This window comes from Actinocrinis sp. (assembly GCF_035946395.1).
Classification (GTDB): Bacteria; Actinomycetota; Actinomycetes; order Streptomycetales; family Catenulisporaceae; genus Actinocrinis.
The window spans coordinates 1-18,092 of sequence record NZ_DASYZI010000180.1 but is presented as its reverse complement, the minus strand read 5'-3'; the positions used below and the strand labels follow the sequence as shown (position 1 = coordinate 18,092).

Genomic DNA, 18,092 nt, shown 5'->3' with positions numbered 1-18,092 from the left:
CTACCCCACCGGCATCAAGATCCCTGACAAGGTCATCAAGGCCCTACCGATCACCCGCCACGACTGGCACGGCGACTGGAACTACACCCTCAACCCAACCGACACACCCGAACCAGGAGTCATTGATTCACGCTGAGCCCTAACGGAGAGCATTACAAGACTCGGTCTCTTGGTGCATCGGGACCTCTCGGCAGACCCTCGCCTCATTGACAAGCCAGCCTCGGCGGAGGCGCTGACTCAACCCATGCTGACGTGGATGCTGGCGCGCCCGGACAGTGGCGGCAGTCACACAGGTACGGGTGTGAGTGTCGGACTTGGTGACGTTCAGGCTGTTCGCGAGACGGTGCGAATGTTCCTGGGCCTTGACTTCCGGTACGGCGGCGGTCACGCCAGGGCCGCTCTCGCGCAGTTCTTTGAGCACACGGTGATGCCGCTGTTCGAGGGAAGCTACAGCGCTGAGGTGGGGAAGGAGCTTTTCGCCGCAGCGGCAGAGGCGGCTGAGTTGCTTGGTTGGACGGCGTATGACCTCGGCCAGCACGGCCTCGGCCAGCGATATTTGATTCAATCGCTTCGCCTCGCGCAAGCCGGTAATGATCGAACGCTCGCAGCGCGCGTGATGGCGAGCCTTAGCCATCAGGCGAATTACCTCGGCCACTTCCAGGCAGCGGCTCAGCTTGCCAGGGCCGCTCAGGAAGGAGCCCGTTCGACAGCCACCCCGGCGGTAATGGCCATGTTTCTCGCGATGGAGGCTCGCGCGCTGGCTGGTGCTGGCGATGCGAGGGCGACATCGTCTGTTCTGCGCGAAGCAGAGCTGTCTTTCGAACGGTCGGAACCTACCAACGAACCACAGTGGATCTCATATTTCGACGCGGCTGAGCTTGCAGGCGAAGGCGCCCATTGCTTCCGCGATCTTCGCATCCCCTTGCGGACACAGGAGTTTGTCACGCGGGCGATTGAGACCACAGCACCGGGCTACGAGCGAACACTGGCGTTCGTGCGGTTAGTACACGCAGCGAGCCTCGTCCATCAGAAGTCGCCCGAAGAAGCGGCACGTCTTGCAATCGCGGTTGTAAGCGACGCTGGACCACTTAAATCTGCTCGATACATCAGATATCTACGCGACCTCCAAACAGAGCTAGCACCGTTTTCCACCGATACCGCCGTGCGCGAGTTCAACTCGCTCGTCAAGCAACGGTATCCGGCGCCTTCTGGCAGCAAGGGCTAGAATGGCTTCCAATGCCTCGCCATCGTTGGATCTCTAAGTGCTTCCAGTCTCACACGAACCTCAGCCGTGATCTCTGGACTATGGCTCGCATTCTGCATGATCCAGGTCGTCATTTTAAGTTCGCTAATCGCTTGGACGATTGAGAAACCGTCCCAGTCTGTGACATCGAACCCGTATGCCTGTACGAAACTCGAGTATTCGGAGTCCGTGTACCATCCGATGCGATGTTCAACGGCGGTGACAGCCAAGTCAATTTCCGGCTGCCCGAATGCGAATCGTTCAAAATCGATCAGCACGGAATCGCCATCGGGAGTGGGCATTAGATTCGCTGTGTGAGCGTCGCCATGTACCGCACAACGCTTTAGCGGGAAGCGAAGGTCAGCGTATGCTTTCCGCAATGCCTTCACACGTTCACGGAGGAAGGATCGATCAGCCTCCGGAATATCGGACGCACGGTCAATGCGAACGTCGACTCTGCCGAACATGTCCAGAGGCGGGAGGTCTAATCCCGCGGGTGGGGCTAGGGAGTGAAGCTGACGGAGGACCGCGCCCAACTCGGCGACTGTTGCTTCCTCGCCAGTCGACTCGATAAATCTCCAAAAGGTAACAGGTCTTCCGTCTGCCACAATAGGCTGCTGATGCTTTGTGGTCTGAGCTACAGGCAGGTGCGTCGAGTGAAGCCACCGAGACACCGCAACTTCTTTGCGTGCATCCGGAAGTACGTCTATGCCACGAGCGATCCTTACTACCAGATTGCCCTCGGGAACACGGTAAATCGCGTTTTCGCCCAACCTAATGAGTTCCGCACCTTCGGCCCGGACGCCAATGGCGTTGCACGCTTCAGCCAAGGCCGCGCGGGAAGCTTCTAAGGTGAACGGCTTGATGGCCTTATCCGCGTCAGTCATAAAAGTCCTAGTTGTCTTCTGCGAGTTCTTTCGAGACTGACGATTACTTGCTCGATTCGCAAACGAACCAGCCCTTACCATGGTGAGACTCAATGAGACCCTTAGCGCTGAGTGTGATAAGAGCTTGCCGCGCAATATACATAGTGACACCGTAACGCCTGGCAATTTGGGGAGCGGTCGCAAGCTTTTCCCCAGGCGCCGGATGGCCATCTTGGATCTCTCGCGCTAGCTCAGCGGCGATCGCTGTTTGGTCAGCCGGCTTCGCGTCCGTTGTGGGACGACCCACAAACCAGCCCTTGGTCGGAACGGAGTAAATAAGGCCATCCCGCGCCAGTTCATTGAGCGCTCGTCTCAGAGTGTTCCGCGCAACGCGGAATCGATCTGAGAGTTCGGCTTCGCTTCCAAGGCGGCCATGTTCACCGCTGAGCGATGAGTCGCTGATTTCCGCGCGAAGTGTATCGGCGATCTGTCGGTACGTGTCGCGAGGGCTTTGGCTTCCCACGCGCCTCCCATCCAATGACGCTCTGTGCCTCTTACGCACTGGGCGAAGGGCTGAACCTCAGACTATCTGGTGGCTGGAGAGTCGCCGAGTGATCTGCTTCGGTGCGCTGTGAGTGGGGGAAGATGCGGGCTACGGTGGGAGCATGAGTGCTCAACCTGCCGACGTCGGTCCGGTTCACGCGATGTTGCCGCGCACGATCCGGGCCATCCGTGCGGCCCTGCCCGAGGAGAAGCGGCCGGAGTTCGCGGCCGACTTGGAAGACACCGAGGCGGGTGGGCTCGCCGTCGTCGTGACGAAGTGGTGGACGCGCGCCGTGGTCTGGTCCAGCCCGGAGACCATGGCGGAGCTGGCGAACGTGCGCGCTGGCACGGCCCGCACGGTCCCGATCGAGCAGGTACTCGGCGTCGGCTGGCGCGGCTGATGGCCTACGCGCTCGACATCACCGAGCGGGCCGCCGCAGTCGTCGCGGCAATGGACGACGAAACGCACGACCGGTTCGTCATGGCCATGCTCGACCTGACCGCCGACCCACACAGCCAGGGAGACGCCATCGGTACCGAGGGGCCGACAGTAGCCGAACGCGCCATGGCCCTCGGCGCAAGCGGCCTGATCGTGTACACCGTGGACGATGCCGCCGCCAGAGTGCGCATCGTTAATATCATTTGGCTCGCTTAACAGCACGAACGCCCACAGCGGCCCACGGAGCGCCGCCCATCGACCAGATGACTCATGGAGTGCGACGACGCCCGAACGTCCGTCAGCGTGGCTCTCAGAGCCTCGATTTTCCGTCGGCAACGCGGTGAAGCCCTTCCGTCGGCTCGCGGCGGTCGCCGGGGGAGTGGCCGAATCGGCGCCGCTTGCTGAATCCCTGCTGACGTTCCGTCTAGCGCCTCACCGTGCACCGCTCGACCGCACGTCAGAGCACTGGCAGTGCGGGGCGTCGCAGAGGGCTCATAATCCTGTATTCGAAGCCTGACTGTACTGTGTTATCGCTCCGGAACGGTGGACGTGCCAGATGCGAGCACGCTCGGCCAGTGCGCGTACACGGCCTCGATCTCCTTAGATCGCATGTCACTACGTCGCGCCGCGCTGGTCGGCACGTGTTGACCGTGCTCGGTAGCGATGCGCATGAAGGCGTCGCTTCGCCGGGGCGGATCGGACTCGGTCAGCAAGGCGCTGAGCAGAGGCCGGTGTTGATTCGCCGGGTCGTAGTCGGCGATGCGCAGGATCTCGAAGACCGTCTCGGCGTCAGCTCGCGCCAGCTTCGGGCGGTTCATACGCCGACATAGTTGGGGCCAGCTCAGGCAGATGCCCTCGCGGGCTGCCGCGATCAGAGCTTGCTTGGCGGCATGTGCCAGTACGCTGATACTTTCCGGCAATTCGCGCTCCGTATTGCCGAATGGCGTGGCGAGCGGCTCGTCTGGCTGCGGCTGGTGAGCCGTGTACGGGCCGAACGCGGCTTGGGGGATGGACTGCGACTGAGCGGCCACCTCCAGCGCGGCGCGCGCACGCGCGATCGCGTCGATCAGCGCCTGATCGTGCGGGCCGGATTCCCGTACCCGCTCGTCGAGCGCGACCGCGTTGTCCAGCAGGATACGCAGGTAAGCCAGATTCACCGGCCGGGTACGGCACTCATGGCGCAAGTGGCTCGCGACGTCGGCGGCCTCGGCCAGCAGAGCGACGCGTTGTGCTTGCTGTTCGTCGAGTTGCGGTGGCCGGCTGTCGGCCGCGCGGACGCGTGGCTGCGGCACGGGCGGGTGCCAAGGCTCGGACGGCTCAGTGTCGACTGCCTGCGTCTGGAGACGCCGGACCGGAGCCCTGCGGTGATGGGTGCGCAGGGTGGGGGTCTGCATCCGTCCCTGCTCATCTAGCCCGCAGTCTTCCAGCCGATCCCAGTGCACTTGCCCGCTCGCTGACCGTGTGCCGATTTCTACGCGCCTCTCCGGCAGAGCCGTCGTCCCATCGGCCTCGACACGCATCAGCAGCGCGGGGTTCTCCGTCTCGAACGAGGCGTCTTCCGCCTCATCCGAGCGGGGCAGAAACCACGTGATCGGCCTTCCGCCCTTGCGGGCGCGCGCGTCCTCCTGCTCCCATTGCTCCGCAGTCAGCGATCGCAGTTGGAAGCGAAGCCAAGGACCGCCAGGCACCTGGAAGTCCACGGCTTCATCGTGCTGCGCACCACGCAGCTCTCCCTCGACCTGATAGCCGAGACCGTGCAACCACGTCCGAGCGGCGCGACGTACATACAGGTGGTCGGCGCTATGGGCGCCGCGGCTACACGTGCTCGGCCCCGCCACAGAGTCAGCCACGTGCGCAAAATGGCACAGGCGGTCAGCGTACTTCTTGGACACCAGCTCGCGACCGCACCCGCCGAGAAGCTCGCCGCACCAAAACCGGGAACCGGCGTAGTGCGTGCGGAACGCATCGAGATCGTCGTGATCTGTCGGCAGGATGACAGGCTCGGCCGAGTCCGGCGATCCAAGCACTGCGGTCTGCACCAAGCGGGTATCTAGCACTGCGCTCCCTTCCGCGTCCGAGAACACAACGATACGACGCACCGCCGACACCGCCCGCAGTAAAAGTTGCACGTCATCCGGTCCGTCACGGTCCGCAACTGCAACGGTCCGGCCGTGCTCAGGAGTGAGACCGGACCAGGCGCGCGGCGAATACGCGGTGACGAGAGGCTTTGACGCCGGAGAGTCGGCGCTGTTTTAGCAGGTCAGCGGACTCGCGCAGGCGCGGCGACGATCCGCTCCTCGAACGGCTCGTCAGTCTCCTGGGGTGCGCTGCGGCGGGCCATGCTGCGCTGCTCCTGTAATGAATCGTTGGTGTGGACGGCGGGAAACCCGCGTAACAGCCTATTGTGCCCGCTTCCGCCGACAGACACGTCGAGCGGTGGCGAGCGCGGATCGGAACGGGACTGGCCAGTATCCGGTGTACACGCGGGAGCGCAACCAGTGCGAGGATTGGGTCATGCCCCAGAGAACCGACTCAGGTGCCCTCGACCCGGCTCTGCGCGCCTCGATCGAGCGCAGCGGCTACTATCCGGCGCTGGTCGCCGAGGCGGTGGAGACCGCGCTCGGCGGCGAACCGGTCATCAGCCACCTGGTCCACCAGGAGACCACCTTCGACGCCGAAGAGGTCCGCCGCCACGTCACCGTCCTCGCCCTGACCGCGCGCCGCCTGGTCGTCGGCCATACCGACGAACACGGCACGGAACCGGAGCTCGACGGCGTCGACTCGCAGGTGGGTTCGTACGCGTCCACGTCGACCGAGACCGTGCGGCTCGACAGGGTCTCGACGGTGGTCGTTACGCGCGTCGTCGACGATCCGGCCAAGCATGTGCGTGGCACCCTCCCGCGCGAGGTGGTGCTCACCGTCGGCTGGGGTGCGGTAGGCAGGGTGGACCTCGAACCTGCCAACTGCGGCGATCCGCACTGTGAGGCCGATCACGGGTACACCGGCACCGTCACGGGCGACGACCTCTCCCTAAGGGTGTCGACCGGAGCGGACGGACCGGACGCGGTGCGCATGACGCTGGAGTTCGCCGAGGCGCTCGCGGCGGCGACGGTCGAACTCGGCGTCCCGGGACGCGGGTAGCGGGCCGTGGACGCGGGGGCGGAAGGGGACGCCGGGTTCGATTACCCGGCCTACGGCGCGGGGGCACTGTGCGACGTGCTCCCCGCGATCGGCACCGCCCTCGGCGTGCAGGGGCTCGACGGGACCGGACCCGAGTCCGGTCCGGACGGCGGTACGGGCTGTGCCGAAGTGGACGGCAATCGTGAGCAGTCGTCCGGGGCCGCGCACTGGTGGAATCTGAGCCCGGTGCGCCGCGCCTGCCTGTTCCTGGTCGACGGCATGGGCAGCGAACTGATCCTCAAGAACGCCGACGCCGCGCCGTACCTCGCCGCGTTGTTGCGGGGCGGGGCGCAGAGCATCGGGCCTGACGGGACCGGGCGCGTCCTGACCGCCGGCTTCCCGTCCACGACCTCGACGTCGCTCTCCTCGATCGGCACCGGTCTGCCGCCCGGGGCGCACGGGATGCTCGGTTACAAGCTCGCCGTCCCCGGCACCGGGAAGCTGATGAACTTCCTGCGGTGGGACCAGGACGTCGACCCGCTGGTCTGGCAGCCGCGCGAGACCATGTTCGAGCGCCTGCAACGCGCCGGGGTCGCGGTCACCCACGTCTCCTCGCCGCGCTTCGCCGACTCGGGATTGACCCGGTCGGTGTTCCGCGGCGCGCGCTTCTCCGGCGCCGAACCGGCGGACGAGCGGGCGATGCGCGCGCTTGAGGCGCTGGAACGGCGCGACCGGTCGCTCGTTTATCTGTATTACTCCGATCTTGATTTCGTCGGACATGTGGACGGCGTCGACTCGCAGCGCTGGCTCGACCAGATCGGTTACGTGGACGCGTTGGTCCAATGGCTGGCCGAGCGGCTGCCAAGCGACTGCTCGCTCTACGTGGTCGCCGACCACGGCATGATCGACGTGCCGACCGAACGCCGGATCGACGCGGACACAGACTGGGAACTGCGCGCCGGAGTGGCGCTGCTCGGTGGCGAGGCGCGGGCCCGGCACGTCTACGCGCACCCCGGCGCCGAGCGCGACGTGCTGGCGATCTGGTCCGAACGCCTCGACGGTGTGGCCCTGGTCCGCTCCCGCGAGGAGGCGATCGTCGAGGGATGGTTCGGGCCGAGCGTTGACGCGCGCATGTCCGAGCGCATCGGAAACGTCGTCGTGGCGATGCGTGGCGACTGGGCCGTGATCGCCTCCGAGCGGGAGGCGATCGAGTCCCGGCTGATCGGCATGCACGGATCGATGACGGCTGCCGAGCAGTTCGTCCCCCTGCTAGAGGTGCGAGGATGACGTCCCATGGCCAGTGATTCCACGGACCGCACACCGCTGATCTCCGTTGATCGGCTCACCGAGCTGCTCGGAGTCCAGACGTCGGTGACGCTGCTGGACGTCCGTTGGTCACTGAGTGGTCCGCCCGGACGCGATCAATACGCTGCGGGGCACATCCCGTCGGCACGTTTCGTCGACCTTGACCATCAACTCGCCGCGCCCCAAGCGCAGGACGGCGCGGGAGGCCGTCATCCGCTGCCCAATGCCGAGGACTTCCAGGCGGTCATGCGATCTCTCGGCGTGTCAGATGACCGGACAGTGGTCGTCTATGACTCAGCTGCCGGAACGTCAGCAGGGCGCGCGTGGTGGCTGCTGCGGTACTTCAGCCACTCCGACGTAAGGCTGCTCGACGGTGGGTACGCCGCGTGGACAGCCGCAGGCCTACCGGTCGTCTCGGGCGACGATCCCGACGCACCAGGATCCGGCGGCGGATCCGGCGCCGGAGACTTCATCGCGGTGCCGGGCGCGATGCCGCTGCTGGATGCGGACGCGGCGGCGAAGCTGGCGATCGAGGGCGTGCTGCTCGACGCGCGCGCCGGGGCCAGGTTCCGCGGCGAGATCGAGCCGATGGACCCGGTCGCGGGACACATCCCCGGCGCGGTGAGCGCGCCGACCACCGACAACGTCGGTCCTGACGACCGTTTCCTGTCTGCCGAGGTCCTGCGCACCCGGTTCGCCTCACTCGGCGCCAACGGGGTCAATGGCCGGGAGATCGGCGTGTATTGCGGTTCCGGGGTCACGGCCGCGCACCAGGTGCTCGCCCTCGAACTGGCCGGCATCAGAGCGGCGCTCTATGCGGGCTCATGGTCGGACTGGATCGCCAACACTTCCAGGCCAGTAGCCACCGGCGAGTAATGCAATGCGGCGTCCTGACGCCGCCTGACGCCGCGACATTGCACGGCGGTTTAGGGCGGTTGAGATGTGTGGCCCGGGTCACGTCACCTGTCGTGCACGCTCGCCGCGTTGCCGGGCCGGGCCGTGCACGGACCTCCAGTCCGAGCATGACCCTCCACCCTGCGAACGCACGCGCCGCGCGCCTGCCCTACGCCCTTAATCGGCCCCACATCTCAAACACGCCCTAACGCATTGACATAACGCGCTGCGACGTGACGCAACGCGCTGTAACACACTGCGGCGGAGACAACGCGCTCATCCCGCGTCAACTCCGCCGCAGCCTCGGTTACGCCGCTACGCCGTGCTACTCCTACTCGCGATCGCCGCCGTCTTCCCGGCCGCCCTCGCTGTTCTCGTCCCTGCTGTCCTTCTTATCGCCCTTCCCGCCAAGGACGTCGCCGAGGCCGGACAAGTCGATCTCGTCGCGGTATACGAAGCCGTCGGGATCGTCCAGGTCCTCGGCCGTCGGCAGCAGGTCGGGATGCGTCCACAGATCATCGCGCCCATCGATGCCGCGTGCGTCGCCGAGCAACGCCCACAGGCGTGCCGCGTCACGCAGCCGTCGTGGTCGCATCTCCAGACCGACCAACGCCGAGAACGTCTGCTCGGCCGGACCGCCGGTGGCCCGCCTGCGCCGCAGCGTCTCACGCAACGCTGCGGCCGATGGCAGGTTGGGCGAGGCTGCGGCGTGGACCACCGCGTCCACCCAGCCCTCGGTCAGCGCCAGGATCGTCTCCAGCCGGGCCAGCGCCGCGCGCTGCTGCGGCGTGTCCGGCGCGGTGAACACGATGCCCTCTTCGAACACGTTCTGTAGGTTCGCCAAACCCTCCGGCGACTGCGCGTTACGCATCAGTTCCTCGATGCGTCCCTCGTCCACGGCGATCCCGCGCGCGTACGCCTCGACCGCTCCGAGCACGTGCGCCTTAAGCCACGGCACGTGTGCGAACAGGCGGTGGTACGCGGTCTCACGCATCGCCAGGTACAGCCGCACGTCCGCCGTCGGCAGGTCGAGGCCTGCGCTGAACGCCGCCACGTTCGTCGGCAGCAGCACCGCCTTGCCGTCCGGGCCGAGCGGCAGCCCGATGTCGGACGAGCCGAGCACCTCGGTGGCCAGCTGGGCCAGAGCCGTGCCGACTTGGTGGCCGAACAGCGAGCCACCCATCTGCCGTACGAGCCCGGTGATCGGCATCCCGATCCCGGCGCTGGCCTCCTGCGGCAGCAGTCCGACCATCGCACCGGTCATCCGGTCCGCCACGGGCTCGACCAGCTGCTTCCAGACCGGCAGCGTCTGCTCGATCCACTCCGCGCGGCTCCAGGCCAGCGCCCCGGTCGTGCCGGCCGGCAGCGCGGTGGCCTCGTCGAGCCAGAGCTCGGCCAGCCGCACCGCGTCCTCGATCGGGGCGAGGTCGCCCGAGGTCGGCGAGGGGTCCGGCTGCGCGGCGGTGACGGTACGCGCCACGTCGCGGGCCATCGCCCAGTTCACCGGCCCGTCGCCCGCGTTGATCAGCGACTGGATGCGGCCCATCATCATCATGAACATCTGGGGGTCGAGCCCCGGCATCTGCTGGCCGAGCCCCGCGGCGAGCCCGGCCAGCGACTCGCCTATGTCGCCGCCGCCGCGCCCGCCAAGGCCGAGCGCGCCGAGCAGCCCGGCCAGCGGGTTGTCGGCCGAGCCAGGTGCGTCGCCGCCGGCGTCGGACCGCGGCTCGCCGCCGCGCTCGGCCCGCTCGCGCGCGGCCTGCTGCTCGGCTGCCTTCGCCTCACGCTCCACGTCGGCGCCGAGGCCCTCCAGCCCCTTGACGATGTCTTCGAACGGCACCGGCTCCGGCTCGTCCCCGCCTGGTGGGAAACTTTCAGGGTGGTCGCTCACGTCGAACCTCTAGACAATCGTCCACACTGGAGACGGACCCCCGGCGTGTTCACGGTTCACGGGAAGCACGGCCGACTCAGTCACTCGGGGATCACGCACTCTACGGATAGAACAGACTTTACGGTGAACGGAGTCTCCCGTCCCCCTCACCGTAGTAACCAACGGAGTGTGCCTGTGAGTTCCCCGGCAGATGGCGGACGGCGCCGTTCGGCGCGACCCACCGTAGCGGTTACCGGCGCGGCCGGCGTCGTCGGCGCCGCGGTCAGCGCCTGCTTGGCCGAAACCGAGGGGGTCCGCAAGGCAATCGCTCTCGACGACCGCCGGGTCGACGTGCCGGGCGTGATCTTCCGCGCCGCCGACACGAGGGATCCCGGGCTGGCCCTGCGGCTCGGCGACGTGGACGTGCTCATTCACGCGGACATCGACACCTCGCCGGACACCGATGCCGCGAAGCGCACCAACTACAACGTCCGTGGCGCCCAGACCGCGCTCACCGCTGCGGCTGCCGCAGGAGTCGGCCGGGTCGTGCTGTTCACCAGCGCGGTCGTCTATGGCGCGTATCCCGACAACCCGGTGCCGCTCGCCGAGGACGCGCCGCTGCGCGCCGTGCCGGACGGCTCGCTCGTCGGCGATTATCTGGAAATAGAACGACTGGCCGAACGGGCTCCCAAATCCCATCCCGGCCTCTCGGTCACCGTCCTGCGCCCGACCGTGCTCACCGGCCCCGGCATGGACACCGTCTTCACCCGCCACTTCGAGGCCCCGCGCCTGCTGGTGGTCAAGGACACCGAACCCTGCTGGCAGTTCTGCCACGTCGAGGATCTCGCATCGGGCATGGTGCACGCCGCGCTCAGCGACATGGACGGCCCGCTCGCGGTCGCCAGCGATGGCTGGCTGGGCCAGCAGGAGGTCGAGGAGATCTCCGGGATGCGCCGGATGGAACTGCCCGAGGCCCTCGCCCTCGGCGCCGCCGAGCGGCTGCACCGGCTGCACCTGACCCCGGCTCCGGCGACCGACCTGCAATACGTCATGCACCCCTGGGCCGTCTCCACCGGGAAGCTGAAGGCGACCGGCTGGCAGCCGGAGTTCAGCAACGCCGAGGCCTTCCAGGCCCTGCTGGTGGAGATCGCGGGCCACCACGCGGCGCTGGCCCGCCGGATCGGCAAGAAGGACGCGGCGACCACCCTCGGCGCCGCTGGCGCGACCGTCGCGCTGGTCGGCACCGCCGCCCTGGTCCGCCGAGCCCGCAAGAAGCGCCGCACCACCAGCTGAGCCGGCCGGAGACCTGGAGAAAACCCTGATGCCTGACGGTATGTCTCAGTCTGACCCCGCGTTCGACTCTGCGTTCGACTCCGCGCCTGACACCATGCCCGACGCTACGCTCGACACCATCCGTCTCCTCGACGTGCGCGATACCTCGTTATCCGTTGACGAGGTGCTGCGCGCGGTAACCGGCCCGCACGTCGGCGGCGTCGCACTCTTCGTCGGGACAGTGCGAGACCACACGCCGGAAAACCCCGGGGAGCAGGTCACCGAGCTCGAATACACCGCGCATCCGAGCGCCGTCGAACAGTTGCACGCAGTCGCCGCGAAAGTCGCCGCGGAACACCCTGGCACCGTGCTCGCTGCGGTACACCGCACCGGCGATCTAGCCGTCGGCGATCTAGCCGTCGTCGTTGCGGCTGCCGCGTCGCACCGCGCCGAGGCCTTCGCCGCGTGCCGCGCGTTGATCGACACTCTGAAGGAGCAAGTTCCGATCTGGAAGCGGGAGCAGTTCCGGAACGGCTCCCACACCTGGGTCGGAATGTGACCTAGTCTGCTGATTCGTGCTTTCGATCCTGGTCTGGTGGGCGGTTCCGGCCGGAGCGGTCCTGCTCGCGGCCGCCGTCCTCGCCGCCTCGCGACGGATCCGGCGTGCACGCGACGACGTCGGCACCCTGCGCCGTTACCAGCACGCCCGAGAGGTCCTCGCGCGCACGCAGCACCAGACCGGCCCGCAACCGCACCCGCACGCAGAGTCCGAGCGCAACGGCGTCCGCATCACCGAGTGACAGCTCGTGCATTAGTGTCATGCTCATGCCGCGCCGCCATACCGTCACGCTCGCAGTCTCAGGTGCCCTTCTCGCAGCCTTCGGGGTCGGCGTATACGCACAGCCGGTGCCCTACGCCGAGATGACGCCAGGGCCGACGTTCGACACGCTCGGCTCGTATCAGGGCACGCCGCTGATCACCGTCAGCGGGCATCAGACGTACAACACCACTGGCCAGCTGCGTATGGTGACGGTCGGTGTGTCGAGCCAGGACTACCAGATGCCGCTCGGTACCGCGTTGATCGGCTGGCTGAGCTCCGACCAGGCGATCGTGCCCAAGGAGACGATCTACCCGCCCGGCACGACCCAGCAGCAGAGCGACCAGGAGAACGCGGTGGCGTTCACCGACTCGCAGGACGCGGCGATCACGGCCGCGCTGGCCGCCCTGGGGATCAAGCCGACCGGAAGCGAGGTCGTGATCGCCTCGGTCACCGCCGGGACGCCCGCGAACGACAAGCTCCAGCCCGGAGACATCATCAAGTCCATCGACGGCACCCCGATCACCGCCGGCGGAGACGGAGACGCCGGACTCAACGAGGTCCAGGCTGCCGTCCAGAAGGTGACGCCGGGTCAGCAGGTCACGTTCGAAGTCTCCCGCGCAGGCAAGGACCAGACCGTCACCACCAGCACCGTCAAGAACAGCCAGGGCAAGGCGGCCGTGGGCATCGCGGTGCAGACCGAGAGCACGTTCCCGTTCAACGTCGACATCCAGCTCAACGGTGTCGGTGGCCCGAGCGCCGGAATGATGTTCGCCCTCGGCATCATCGACAAGCTCACCGCAGGCGGTGACCTCACCGACGGCAAGGTCATCGCCGGTACCGGCACGATCGACGCCTCCGGCAACGTCGGCGCGATCGGCGGTATCCAGATGAAGACGATCGGCGCCCGCCGCGATGGAGCCACCGTGTTCCTGGCCCCTGCTGACAACTGCGCCGACGCCAAGGCGAACCTGCCGTCCGGCCTGGAGCTCGTGAAGGTGTCCACGCTACAAGACGCGCTGAACGCGCTCACGGACATCCGCGAAGGCAAGACCCCGCCGAGCTGCTAGGCGCGCCCAAGTCCTGCGGCGAGGACCTCGCCCTCAGCCACTCAGCCCACCCGTCCCGATTCGGCCAGCTCAGCCACGCGACTCAGTCTCAGTCGCGCAACGTCTGAGCCAACGCCTCCGCCAGATGCGGCACGAGCCCGGGCCCCGACAGCACCTCGTCGTCAGCGTCCCGCGACCGTAGCCTCAGCGCGCAGTCGCGTGACCCGTCCCGCAGCACGCCGACGGCGATCCGCACCTCCTGCCGCTCCGGATGTGCGGCCGCCCAGACATCGAGATCGGTCCCGTCGTTCTCCGGCATCTCGGCCTCAGCCGCGGGCGGCAGCATGACCCGCTCGATGACCAGCGCCGCGCCATCCACGGTCTCCGGCCACCCGATCCCGGCCAACGCCTCGTCGAGGGCCTTCCCACCCGGAAAGCCCTCCTGCTCGATCGACGTATACGTCCGCAACGGCCCGAACCCCGGCCCCGAACCCGTCCCGTCCGCCGCCGACCCAAGCGTCAGCGTCTCCGGAGCCAGCGCCGCGGCCAGCCGAGGCTCCGCCTTGATCAGCTCCGCGGTGTCCGCCAGCGCGAACAGCCGCGGCCCCTGGTCCCAGCCCGCCTTCGCGACGTGCTGTTCCAACTCGATCAGCGACTGCGTCAACGCAGCGTTCGTTGAGCCCTTGTCCATGCCCCTATTCTCGCCGACCTGTCGCACCGCTCGTGCCAGTGCCTATTTCGCGCTTGGCCAGCGACGACACACCCGCCGTCACCTCGACTCCCACGACGTTTGACCAGCCGTTCCTATTCGATTTGCTTCGGCGCCGACCTTCGACCTAAAATAAAGCCAGCGACGCGGGGTGGAGCAGCTCGGTAGCTCGCTGGGCTCATAACCCAGAGGTCGGCGGTTCAAATCCGTCCCCCGCTACGAAAGAAAGTGAGATCCCGGTCAGCCGAAAGGTTGGCCGGGATTTTTGCATTCGGCAAATTCCACTCGACCGCCGCATCTCCTGCCGCGCATCGCCGACAGCGTCATCGCACAAGCCGGTCGACCTCCGCCGTGACATTTCTGCGTGCGGCCTCCTCGAACAGCTCCCGGGCACGCTCGGTCCGGTAGATCGTGGGTCGGCGGAGCATCTCATGCAGGATCCTGGCCCGTCCCGGGCGGAACTGCGCGTCGCGGATGTGGCGGTACTCCTGACGGACCAGTGCCGTGTAAAGCCGATAATCCTCCGGATCGCTACCGAGGATTGCCAGATCTGCATCGCACAGCACGGCGGCGTCGCGGTCATCCGGCTTGATCTGATGATCGGCAGTGAGGCGGACCAACCTGCCGACCTCGGCGACGAGGCCTGCGGGCTGCTTCATCCGGCGCAGCACGCCCTCAGCCAGGCGAGCGCTGCGTTCCTCGTTGGTCAAGTGCGAGTCGATGGCGATCTCGTACACGGCGTCGTGGAACCACGCGGCGTAACGCACCGCATCCGGCCGGTCCGCCTCCGCTTCGAGGAGATCGACAATGTCGAGCACGTACGCCAGATGCTCAGTCGTGTGATAACGCCGATGCGGCTCGTGGTAACAGCGGATCAGCTTTTTGCCATACCGCCGACCAGCCGGCCCGGCCAGTGCGAGCCACCGCTCCAGTAATTCGGTGTCCAGTGCGTCAGGCATCGGCTACACCTCCTTCCGGTGCCGCGACCTTCGGTCACTCGCGTCGGTGGCTGCCCGGTCCGATCTCTAGCCGCAGCCGGGGACGATCGCCCAGTTCGTGCCCTGCCTCGCACGTCACCAATACCCGAACTTGCGCGCCGCAGTCCGCATGGCGGGGAATGACCGGTAGGCCGTCCTGTCCTGCGAGGTGCCGGTCGCCCCACGACATCATCGCCAACAAGATCGGCACTAACTCACGGCCGGCGTGGCTTAACCGGTACTCGTGTCGCTCACGCGTGCCTTCGACGCGGTACGCCGTTCGTGCCACCAGGCCGGCTTCGATCAACGCGGCCAGCCGCCGCGAGAGCACGTTGCGCGCAACGCCCAGGTGCGAGACCAAGTCGTCGAAACGACGTACTCCGTTCGATACATCGCGCAGAACCAGGAGCGTCCACCGATCGCCGATCAGCGCCAGCGTGCGCGCGATCGAGCAGTCCTCGCTCTCGAACGCGCTGTACGGCGGCGCCCCGGGCACGGCGCGCCCGGCACGGTCACCGAAGACGCTGGCGCGTGTGTCGTTCGCTGTCGAGGTCCGGTCTTGTTGGTTGGTCGACGTCACAGCCCGATTCTACAGCTGGGTTGCAGAATGGAACTCAGGTGCCTTAGCGTGGCGGCACCGGTGACCATGCCGAGCGAGTGAGGTGCCCGAATGACCGGTACGGCGCGATTCGATGAGTCCACCGAGGTCACAGCAGCTGAGCCAGTCCCGCCGCAGGAGCGGCAGGCTGTCCGGCGGCGCTCCTTCGAATGGTCCGATCCACTCGAAACGGCGAGCATCGGGGCCGGGCTGAGCGGCCTGGAGTTCTTCGCCGCGATGGCCGACGGCCGCGTACCGCTGCCCCCGATCATGTCCACGCTCGACATGTCGAGCTTCTCGTTCGAGGAGGGGCGCGTCGTCTTCCGGCTCACGCCGCAGGAGTTCCACTACAACCCGCTCGGCTCAGTCCACGGCGGCGTCTACGCGGCGCTGCTCGACACGGCGTGCGGGTGCGCGGTGCACACGAAGCTTCCCGAAGGCGTGTTCTACACGAGCCTTGACCTTTCGGTGAAGTTCCTGCGCCCGGTCTCGATCGCCACCGGTGAGATCGCCGCCGAGGGGACGGTCGTGCACTTCGGCAACCGTACGGCGCTCGCTGAGGCGCGTCTCCTCGACGCAGACGGGAAGATCTACGCGACGGCCAACAGCAGTTGCCTGATCATGCGGCCCGTGAACTAGTACCACGGCGCTAGCCCTGATGCCGGACATGCTGCCCATTGCGACTCCGACATGGTCTTATGGAGACGTTCGCCGCAGCAGGGCAGAACGCGGAGCGTAGAACTGGGGATGTCCGAATGGCCGGGATCAGGGAGCTCGCCCGCGAATGCGGTGTGTCGGTCGCGACGGTGTCGCGTGCGCTCAACGGCCATCCCGAGGTCAGTGAGACCACACGCCGACAGATCCAGGAGGCCGCGACCCGTCTCGGCTACCGGCCGAGTCAGTCGGCGCGTGCACTCGTACGTGGCCGGACTGACACCGTCGGACTGCTTTGGGACACCGGCTACGAGGTAACCGGGCGTCGTCACCCGTTCCTGCTGGCGCTGCTCGTCGGCGTTAAGCGTGCGCTGAGTGCGTCAGGGCGTCACATGCTCCTGCTCAACGTCGACGACAACCGCCACCGCTCAAGTGACCGTGCGTTCCTCGACATTGCGCTACAGCATCAGCTCGACGGCGTCGTGATGATGGGCGTCGATGAGCAGCACCCGACGATGCGCACGTTGTACGGCTCTGGATTCCCTTGCGTCGCACTCGATCTGCCGGTGCAAGGTCCACGTGCGACGTACGTGACATCGGACAACTACACGGGTGCGGCCGAAGCAGTGCGTTACCTGTACAGCCTCGGCCATCGGGATATCGCGACGATCACCGGTCCAGTGGACTCCCTCCCCGCCGCACAGCGTCTTGTCGGCTATGAGGACGCGATGCGCGAACTCGGCATGACGTCGAGACCGGAATACGTCGAGACCGGTGACTTCTTCGTGGACAGCGGCTACGCGTGTGCGGCACGCCTGGCGTTGTTGCCCGAGCGTCCGACTGCCGTCTTCGTCGCCGGCGACGAAATGGCGGTAGGTGCGATGCACGCTTTCGAGGACGCGAGAATCAGCATTCCGGGCGACATCGCGATAGTGGGCTTCGACGACATCGAGGCCGCGAGCCTCGTTCGCCCTGCGCTGACGACCGTCGCGCAGGACCCGATCGCGCTAGGCGCCGCAGCAGTCGAGGTGCTGCTCACGCTCGTCGATACTCCACTGCCATCGGTGACCCAGCCAGTTGAGGCCCAGGCTCAAGGCCAAGCACAAGCGAGTGTCGACGCCGATGTCGACGGCGCGAGTGACGCAATGAGAGGAGCTGAGTCAGCGCCAGTTGCCCTGGCGACAGCCAGTGCCGGAGCGTCGACCACGTCCCACGCAAGCGCAAAGTTGAAGCCGCAAGCGCCACAGCCACAGCAACAGTCACGATCACTGCTGTTCGCACCGCGGACGGTCCCGACGCGCCTCGTAGAGCGTCAGTCGTGTGCCGTGAGGCGCTGACACAGTCACGTCGGGTGATCAAACGATCGTGACAAATCAACCAGTGAAGGGTCGATTTGACGGTTTGACCCGTGCCTGCCTACTCTTCTCCGAGTCGCCGGGTAGTCACCCGTGCGGTCGCCCCTTCCAATCCGACCGACGATGAGCCGTGAAAATGGCCCAGTCAAGGTCTGATAGAGTGGCGAAGCCGGAAACGGCCAGAAACAAAAAGCAATACCGAAGCAATCACCTGGTGGAGATTGGTGACAGTCTCTATTCGTGTGTCTGTTTTTTGAGAACTCAACAGTGTGTCGATGAAGTTTGCGATGCCATTTATGTTTTGGATGGTGTGAGTGTCCCGACCCCCGTCGGGATGATTCAGCCAGGTGGTCAATACTGTTCTTTTATGGAGAGTTTGAT

General features: G+C 66.5%; 20 protein-coding genes, 1 tRNA gene and 1 pseudogene. 15 read left to right on the top strand and 7 right to left on the bottom strand.

Translation table 11 applies throughout. The features are described from left to right. Nucleotides 1–97, top strand: a pseudogene (locus tag VGS97_RS11600) (ISAzo13-like element transposase-related protein); the annotation flags it as partial. A 204-nt stretch (nt 98–301) separates the two neighbouring features. Then, nucleotides 302–1,225, top strand: coding sequence for a hypothetical protein (locus VGS97_RS11595; protein ID WP_326853382.1), 924 nt, complete (start codon nt 302–304; stop codon nt 1,223–1,225). Here VGS97_RS11595 and VGS97_RS11590 read toward each other — a convergent pair. Together VGS97_RS11590 and VGS97_RS29805 are read right to left on the bottom strand one after the other, a co-directional pair. Beyond that, nucleotides 1,222–2,130, bottom strand: coding sequence for an aminoglycoside phosphotransferase family protein (locus tag VGS97_RS11590; protein WP_326853381.1), 909 nt, complete (start codon nt 2,128–2,130; stop codon nt 1,222–1,224). The two genes, VGS97_RS11595 and VGS97_RS11590, sit on opposite strands and share 4 nt — an antisense overlap. A gap of 43 nt (nt 2,131–2,173) precedes the next feature. Beyond that, nucleotides 2,174–2,632, bottom strand: coding sequence for a GntR family transcriptional regulator (locus VGS97_RS29805; RefSeq protein WP_414641693.1), 459 nt, complete (start codon nt 2,630–2,632; stop codon nt 2,174–2,176). A gap of 142 nt (nt 2,633–2,774) precedes the next feature. Between VGS97_RS29805 and VGS97_RS11585 the strand changes: the two genes are divergently transcribed. Beyond that, nucleotides 2,775–3,053, top strand: coding sequence for a hypothetical protein (locus tag VGS97_RS11585; protein ID WP_326853380.1), 279 nt, complete (start codon nt 2,775–2,777; stop codon nt 3,051–3,053). Beyond that, entirely contained in the window at nt 3,053–3,307 is a 255-nt protein-coding gene (locus VGS97_RS11580) for a hypothetical protein (RefSeq protein ID WP_326853379.1), read from the top strand. The genes VGS97_RS11585 and VGS97_RS11580 overlap by 1 nt, the downstream gene beginning before the upstream one ends. 311 nt (nt 3,308–3,618) lie before the next feature. Here VGS97_RS11580 and VGS97_RS11575 read toward each other — a convergent pair whose 3' ends face one another. Then, nucleotides 3,619–5,220, bottom strand: a complete 1,602-nt coding sequence (locus VGS97_RS11575) for a hypothetical protein (RefSeq protein ID WP_326853378.1) — start codon at nt 5,218–5,220, stop codon at nt 3,619–3,621. A 385-nt stretch (nt 5,221–5,605) separates the two neighbouring features. On the opposite strand from VGS97_RS11575, the gene VGS97_RS11570 reads away from it, so the two are divergent. The 3 genes from VGS97_RS11570 to VGS97_RS11560 are packed head-to-tail and all read left to right on the top strand — an operon-like array spanning nt 5,606 to nt 8,392. Then, nucleotides 5,606–6,232 (top strand): DUF5998 family protein, encoded by a 627-nt coding sequence (locus tag VGS97_RS11570; protein ID WP_326853377.1) that lies wholly within the window; start codon nt 5,606–5,608, stop codon nt 6,230–6,232. A gap of 6 nt (nt 6,233–6,238) precedes the next feature. Beyond that, nucleotides 6,239–7,498, top strand: a complete 1,260-nt coding sequence (locus VGS97_RS11565; RefSeq protein ID WP_326853376.1) for an alkaline phosphatase family protein — start codon at nt 6,239–6,241, stop codon at nt 7,496–7,498. A 6-nt stretch (nt 7,499–7,504) separates the two neighbouring features. Then, nucleotides 7,505–8,392: a sulfurtransferase gene (locus VGS97_RS11560; protein ID WP_326853375.1), complete on the top strand. Its 888-nt coding sequence runs from the start codon at nt 7,505–7,507 to the stop codon at nt 8,390–8,392. A 349-nt stretch (nt 8,393–8,741) separates the two neighbouring features. On the opposite strand, the gene VGS97_RS11555 is transcribed toward VGS97_RS11560, so the two are convergent. Continuing rightward, nucleotides 8,742–10,250, bottom strand: coding sequence for a zinc-dependent metalloprotease (locus VGS97_RS11555; RefSeq protein WP_326853374.1), 1,509 nt, complete (start codon nt 10,248–10,250; stop codon nt 8,742–8,744). A 225-nt stretch (nt 10,251–10,475) separates the two neighbouring features. Between VGS97_RS11555 and VGS97_RS11550 the strand changes: the two genes are divergently transcribed. The 4 genes from VGS97_RS11550 to VGS97_RS11535 all read left to right on the top strand — a co-directional run bounded on the left by VGS97_RS11550 (nt 10,476) and on the right by VGS97_RS11535 (nt 13,439). Continuing rightward, a complete protein-coding gene (locus tag VGS97_RS11550; RefSeq protein WP_326853373.1) occupies nt 10,476–11,573 on the top strand; it encodes an NAD-dependent epimerase/dehydratase family protein in 1,098 nt (365 codons plus the stop codon). Nucleotides 11,574–11,667: 94 nt separating this feature from the next. After that, nucleotides 11,668–12,111, top strand: coding sequence for a molybdenum cofactor biosynthesis protein MoaE (locus VGS97_RS11545; protein WP_349262094.1), 444 nt, complete (start codon nt 11,668–11,670; stop codon nt 12,109–12,111). Between the two features lie 16 nt (nt 12,112–12,127). Further along, nucleotides 12,128–12,352: a hypothetical protein gene (locus VGS97_RS11540; protein WP_326853371.1), complete on the top strand. Its 225-nt coding sequence runs from the start codon at nt 12,128–12,130 to the stop codon at nt 12,350–12,352. Between the two features lie 25 nt (nt 12,353–12,377). Continuing rightward, nucleotides 12,378–13,439, top strand: a complete 1,062-nt coding sequence (locus tag VGS97_RS11535; protein WP_326853370.1) for a YlbL family protein — start codon at nt 12,378–12,380, stop codon at nt 13,437–13,439. An 88-nt stretch (nt 13,440–13,527) separates the two neighbouring features. Here VGS97_RS11535 and VGS97_RS11530 read toward each other — a convergent pair whose 3' ends face one another. After that, nucleotides 13,528–14,109 carry a PPA1309 family protein gene (locus VGS97_RS11530; RefSeq protein WP_326853368.1) on the bottom strand — a complete coding sequence of 194 codons (582 nt, stop codon included), beginning with the start codon at nt 14,107–14,109 and terminating at the stop codon, nt 13,528–13,530. A 163-nt stretch (nt 14,110–14,272) separates the two neighbouring features. On the opposite strand from VGS97_RS11530, the gene VGS97_RS11525 reads away from it, so the two are divergent. Then, nucleotides 14,273–14,346, top strand: a tRNA-Met gene (locus VGS97_RS11525). Between the two features lie 104 nt (nt 14,347–14,450). Here the strand turns inward: VGS97_RS11525 and VGS97_RS11520 are convergent. Further along, a complete protein-coding gene (locus tag VGS97_RS11520; RefSeq protein WP_326853367.1) occupies nt 14,451–15,086 on the bottom strand; it encodes a metal-dependent phosphohydrolase in 636 nt (211 codons plus the stop codon). A 34-nt stretch (nt 15,087–15,120) separates the two neighbouring features. Continuing rightward, nucleotides 15,121–15,684, bottom strand: coding sequence for a helix-turn-helix domain-containing protein (locus VGS97_RS11515; protein WP_326853366.1), 564 nt, complete (start codon nt 15,682–15,684; stop codon nt 15,121–15,123). A gap of 90 nt (nt 15,685–15,774) precedes the next feature. Between VGS97_RS11515 and VGS97_RS11510 the strand changes: the two genes are divergently transcribed. The 3 genes from VGS97_RS11510 to VGS97_RS11500 form a co-directional block, all read left to right on the top strand. Beyond that, a complete protein-coding gene (locus tag VGS97_RS11510; protein ID WP_326853364.1) occupies nt 15,775–16,341 on the top strand; it encodes a PaaI family thioesterase in 567 nt (188 codons plus the stop codon). A gap of 116 nt (nt 16,342–16,457) precedes the next feature. Beyond that, complete coding sequence (locus tag VGS97_RS11505) at nt 16,458–17,693, top strand: LacI family DNA-binding transcriptional regulator (protein WP_326853363.1); 1,236 nt, start codon at nt 16,458–16,460, stop codon at nt 17,691–17,693. Between the two features lie 178 nt (nt 17,694–17,871). Continuing rightward, nucleotides 17,872–18,092, top strand: a 221-nt coding sequence (locus tag VGS97_RS11500) for a hypothetical protein (protein ID WP_326853362.1), incomplete at its 3' end; no start/stop codon positions are given.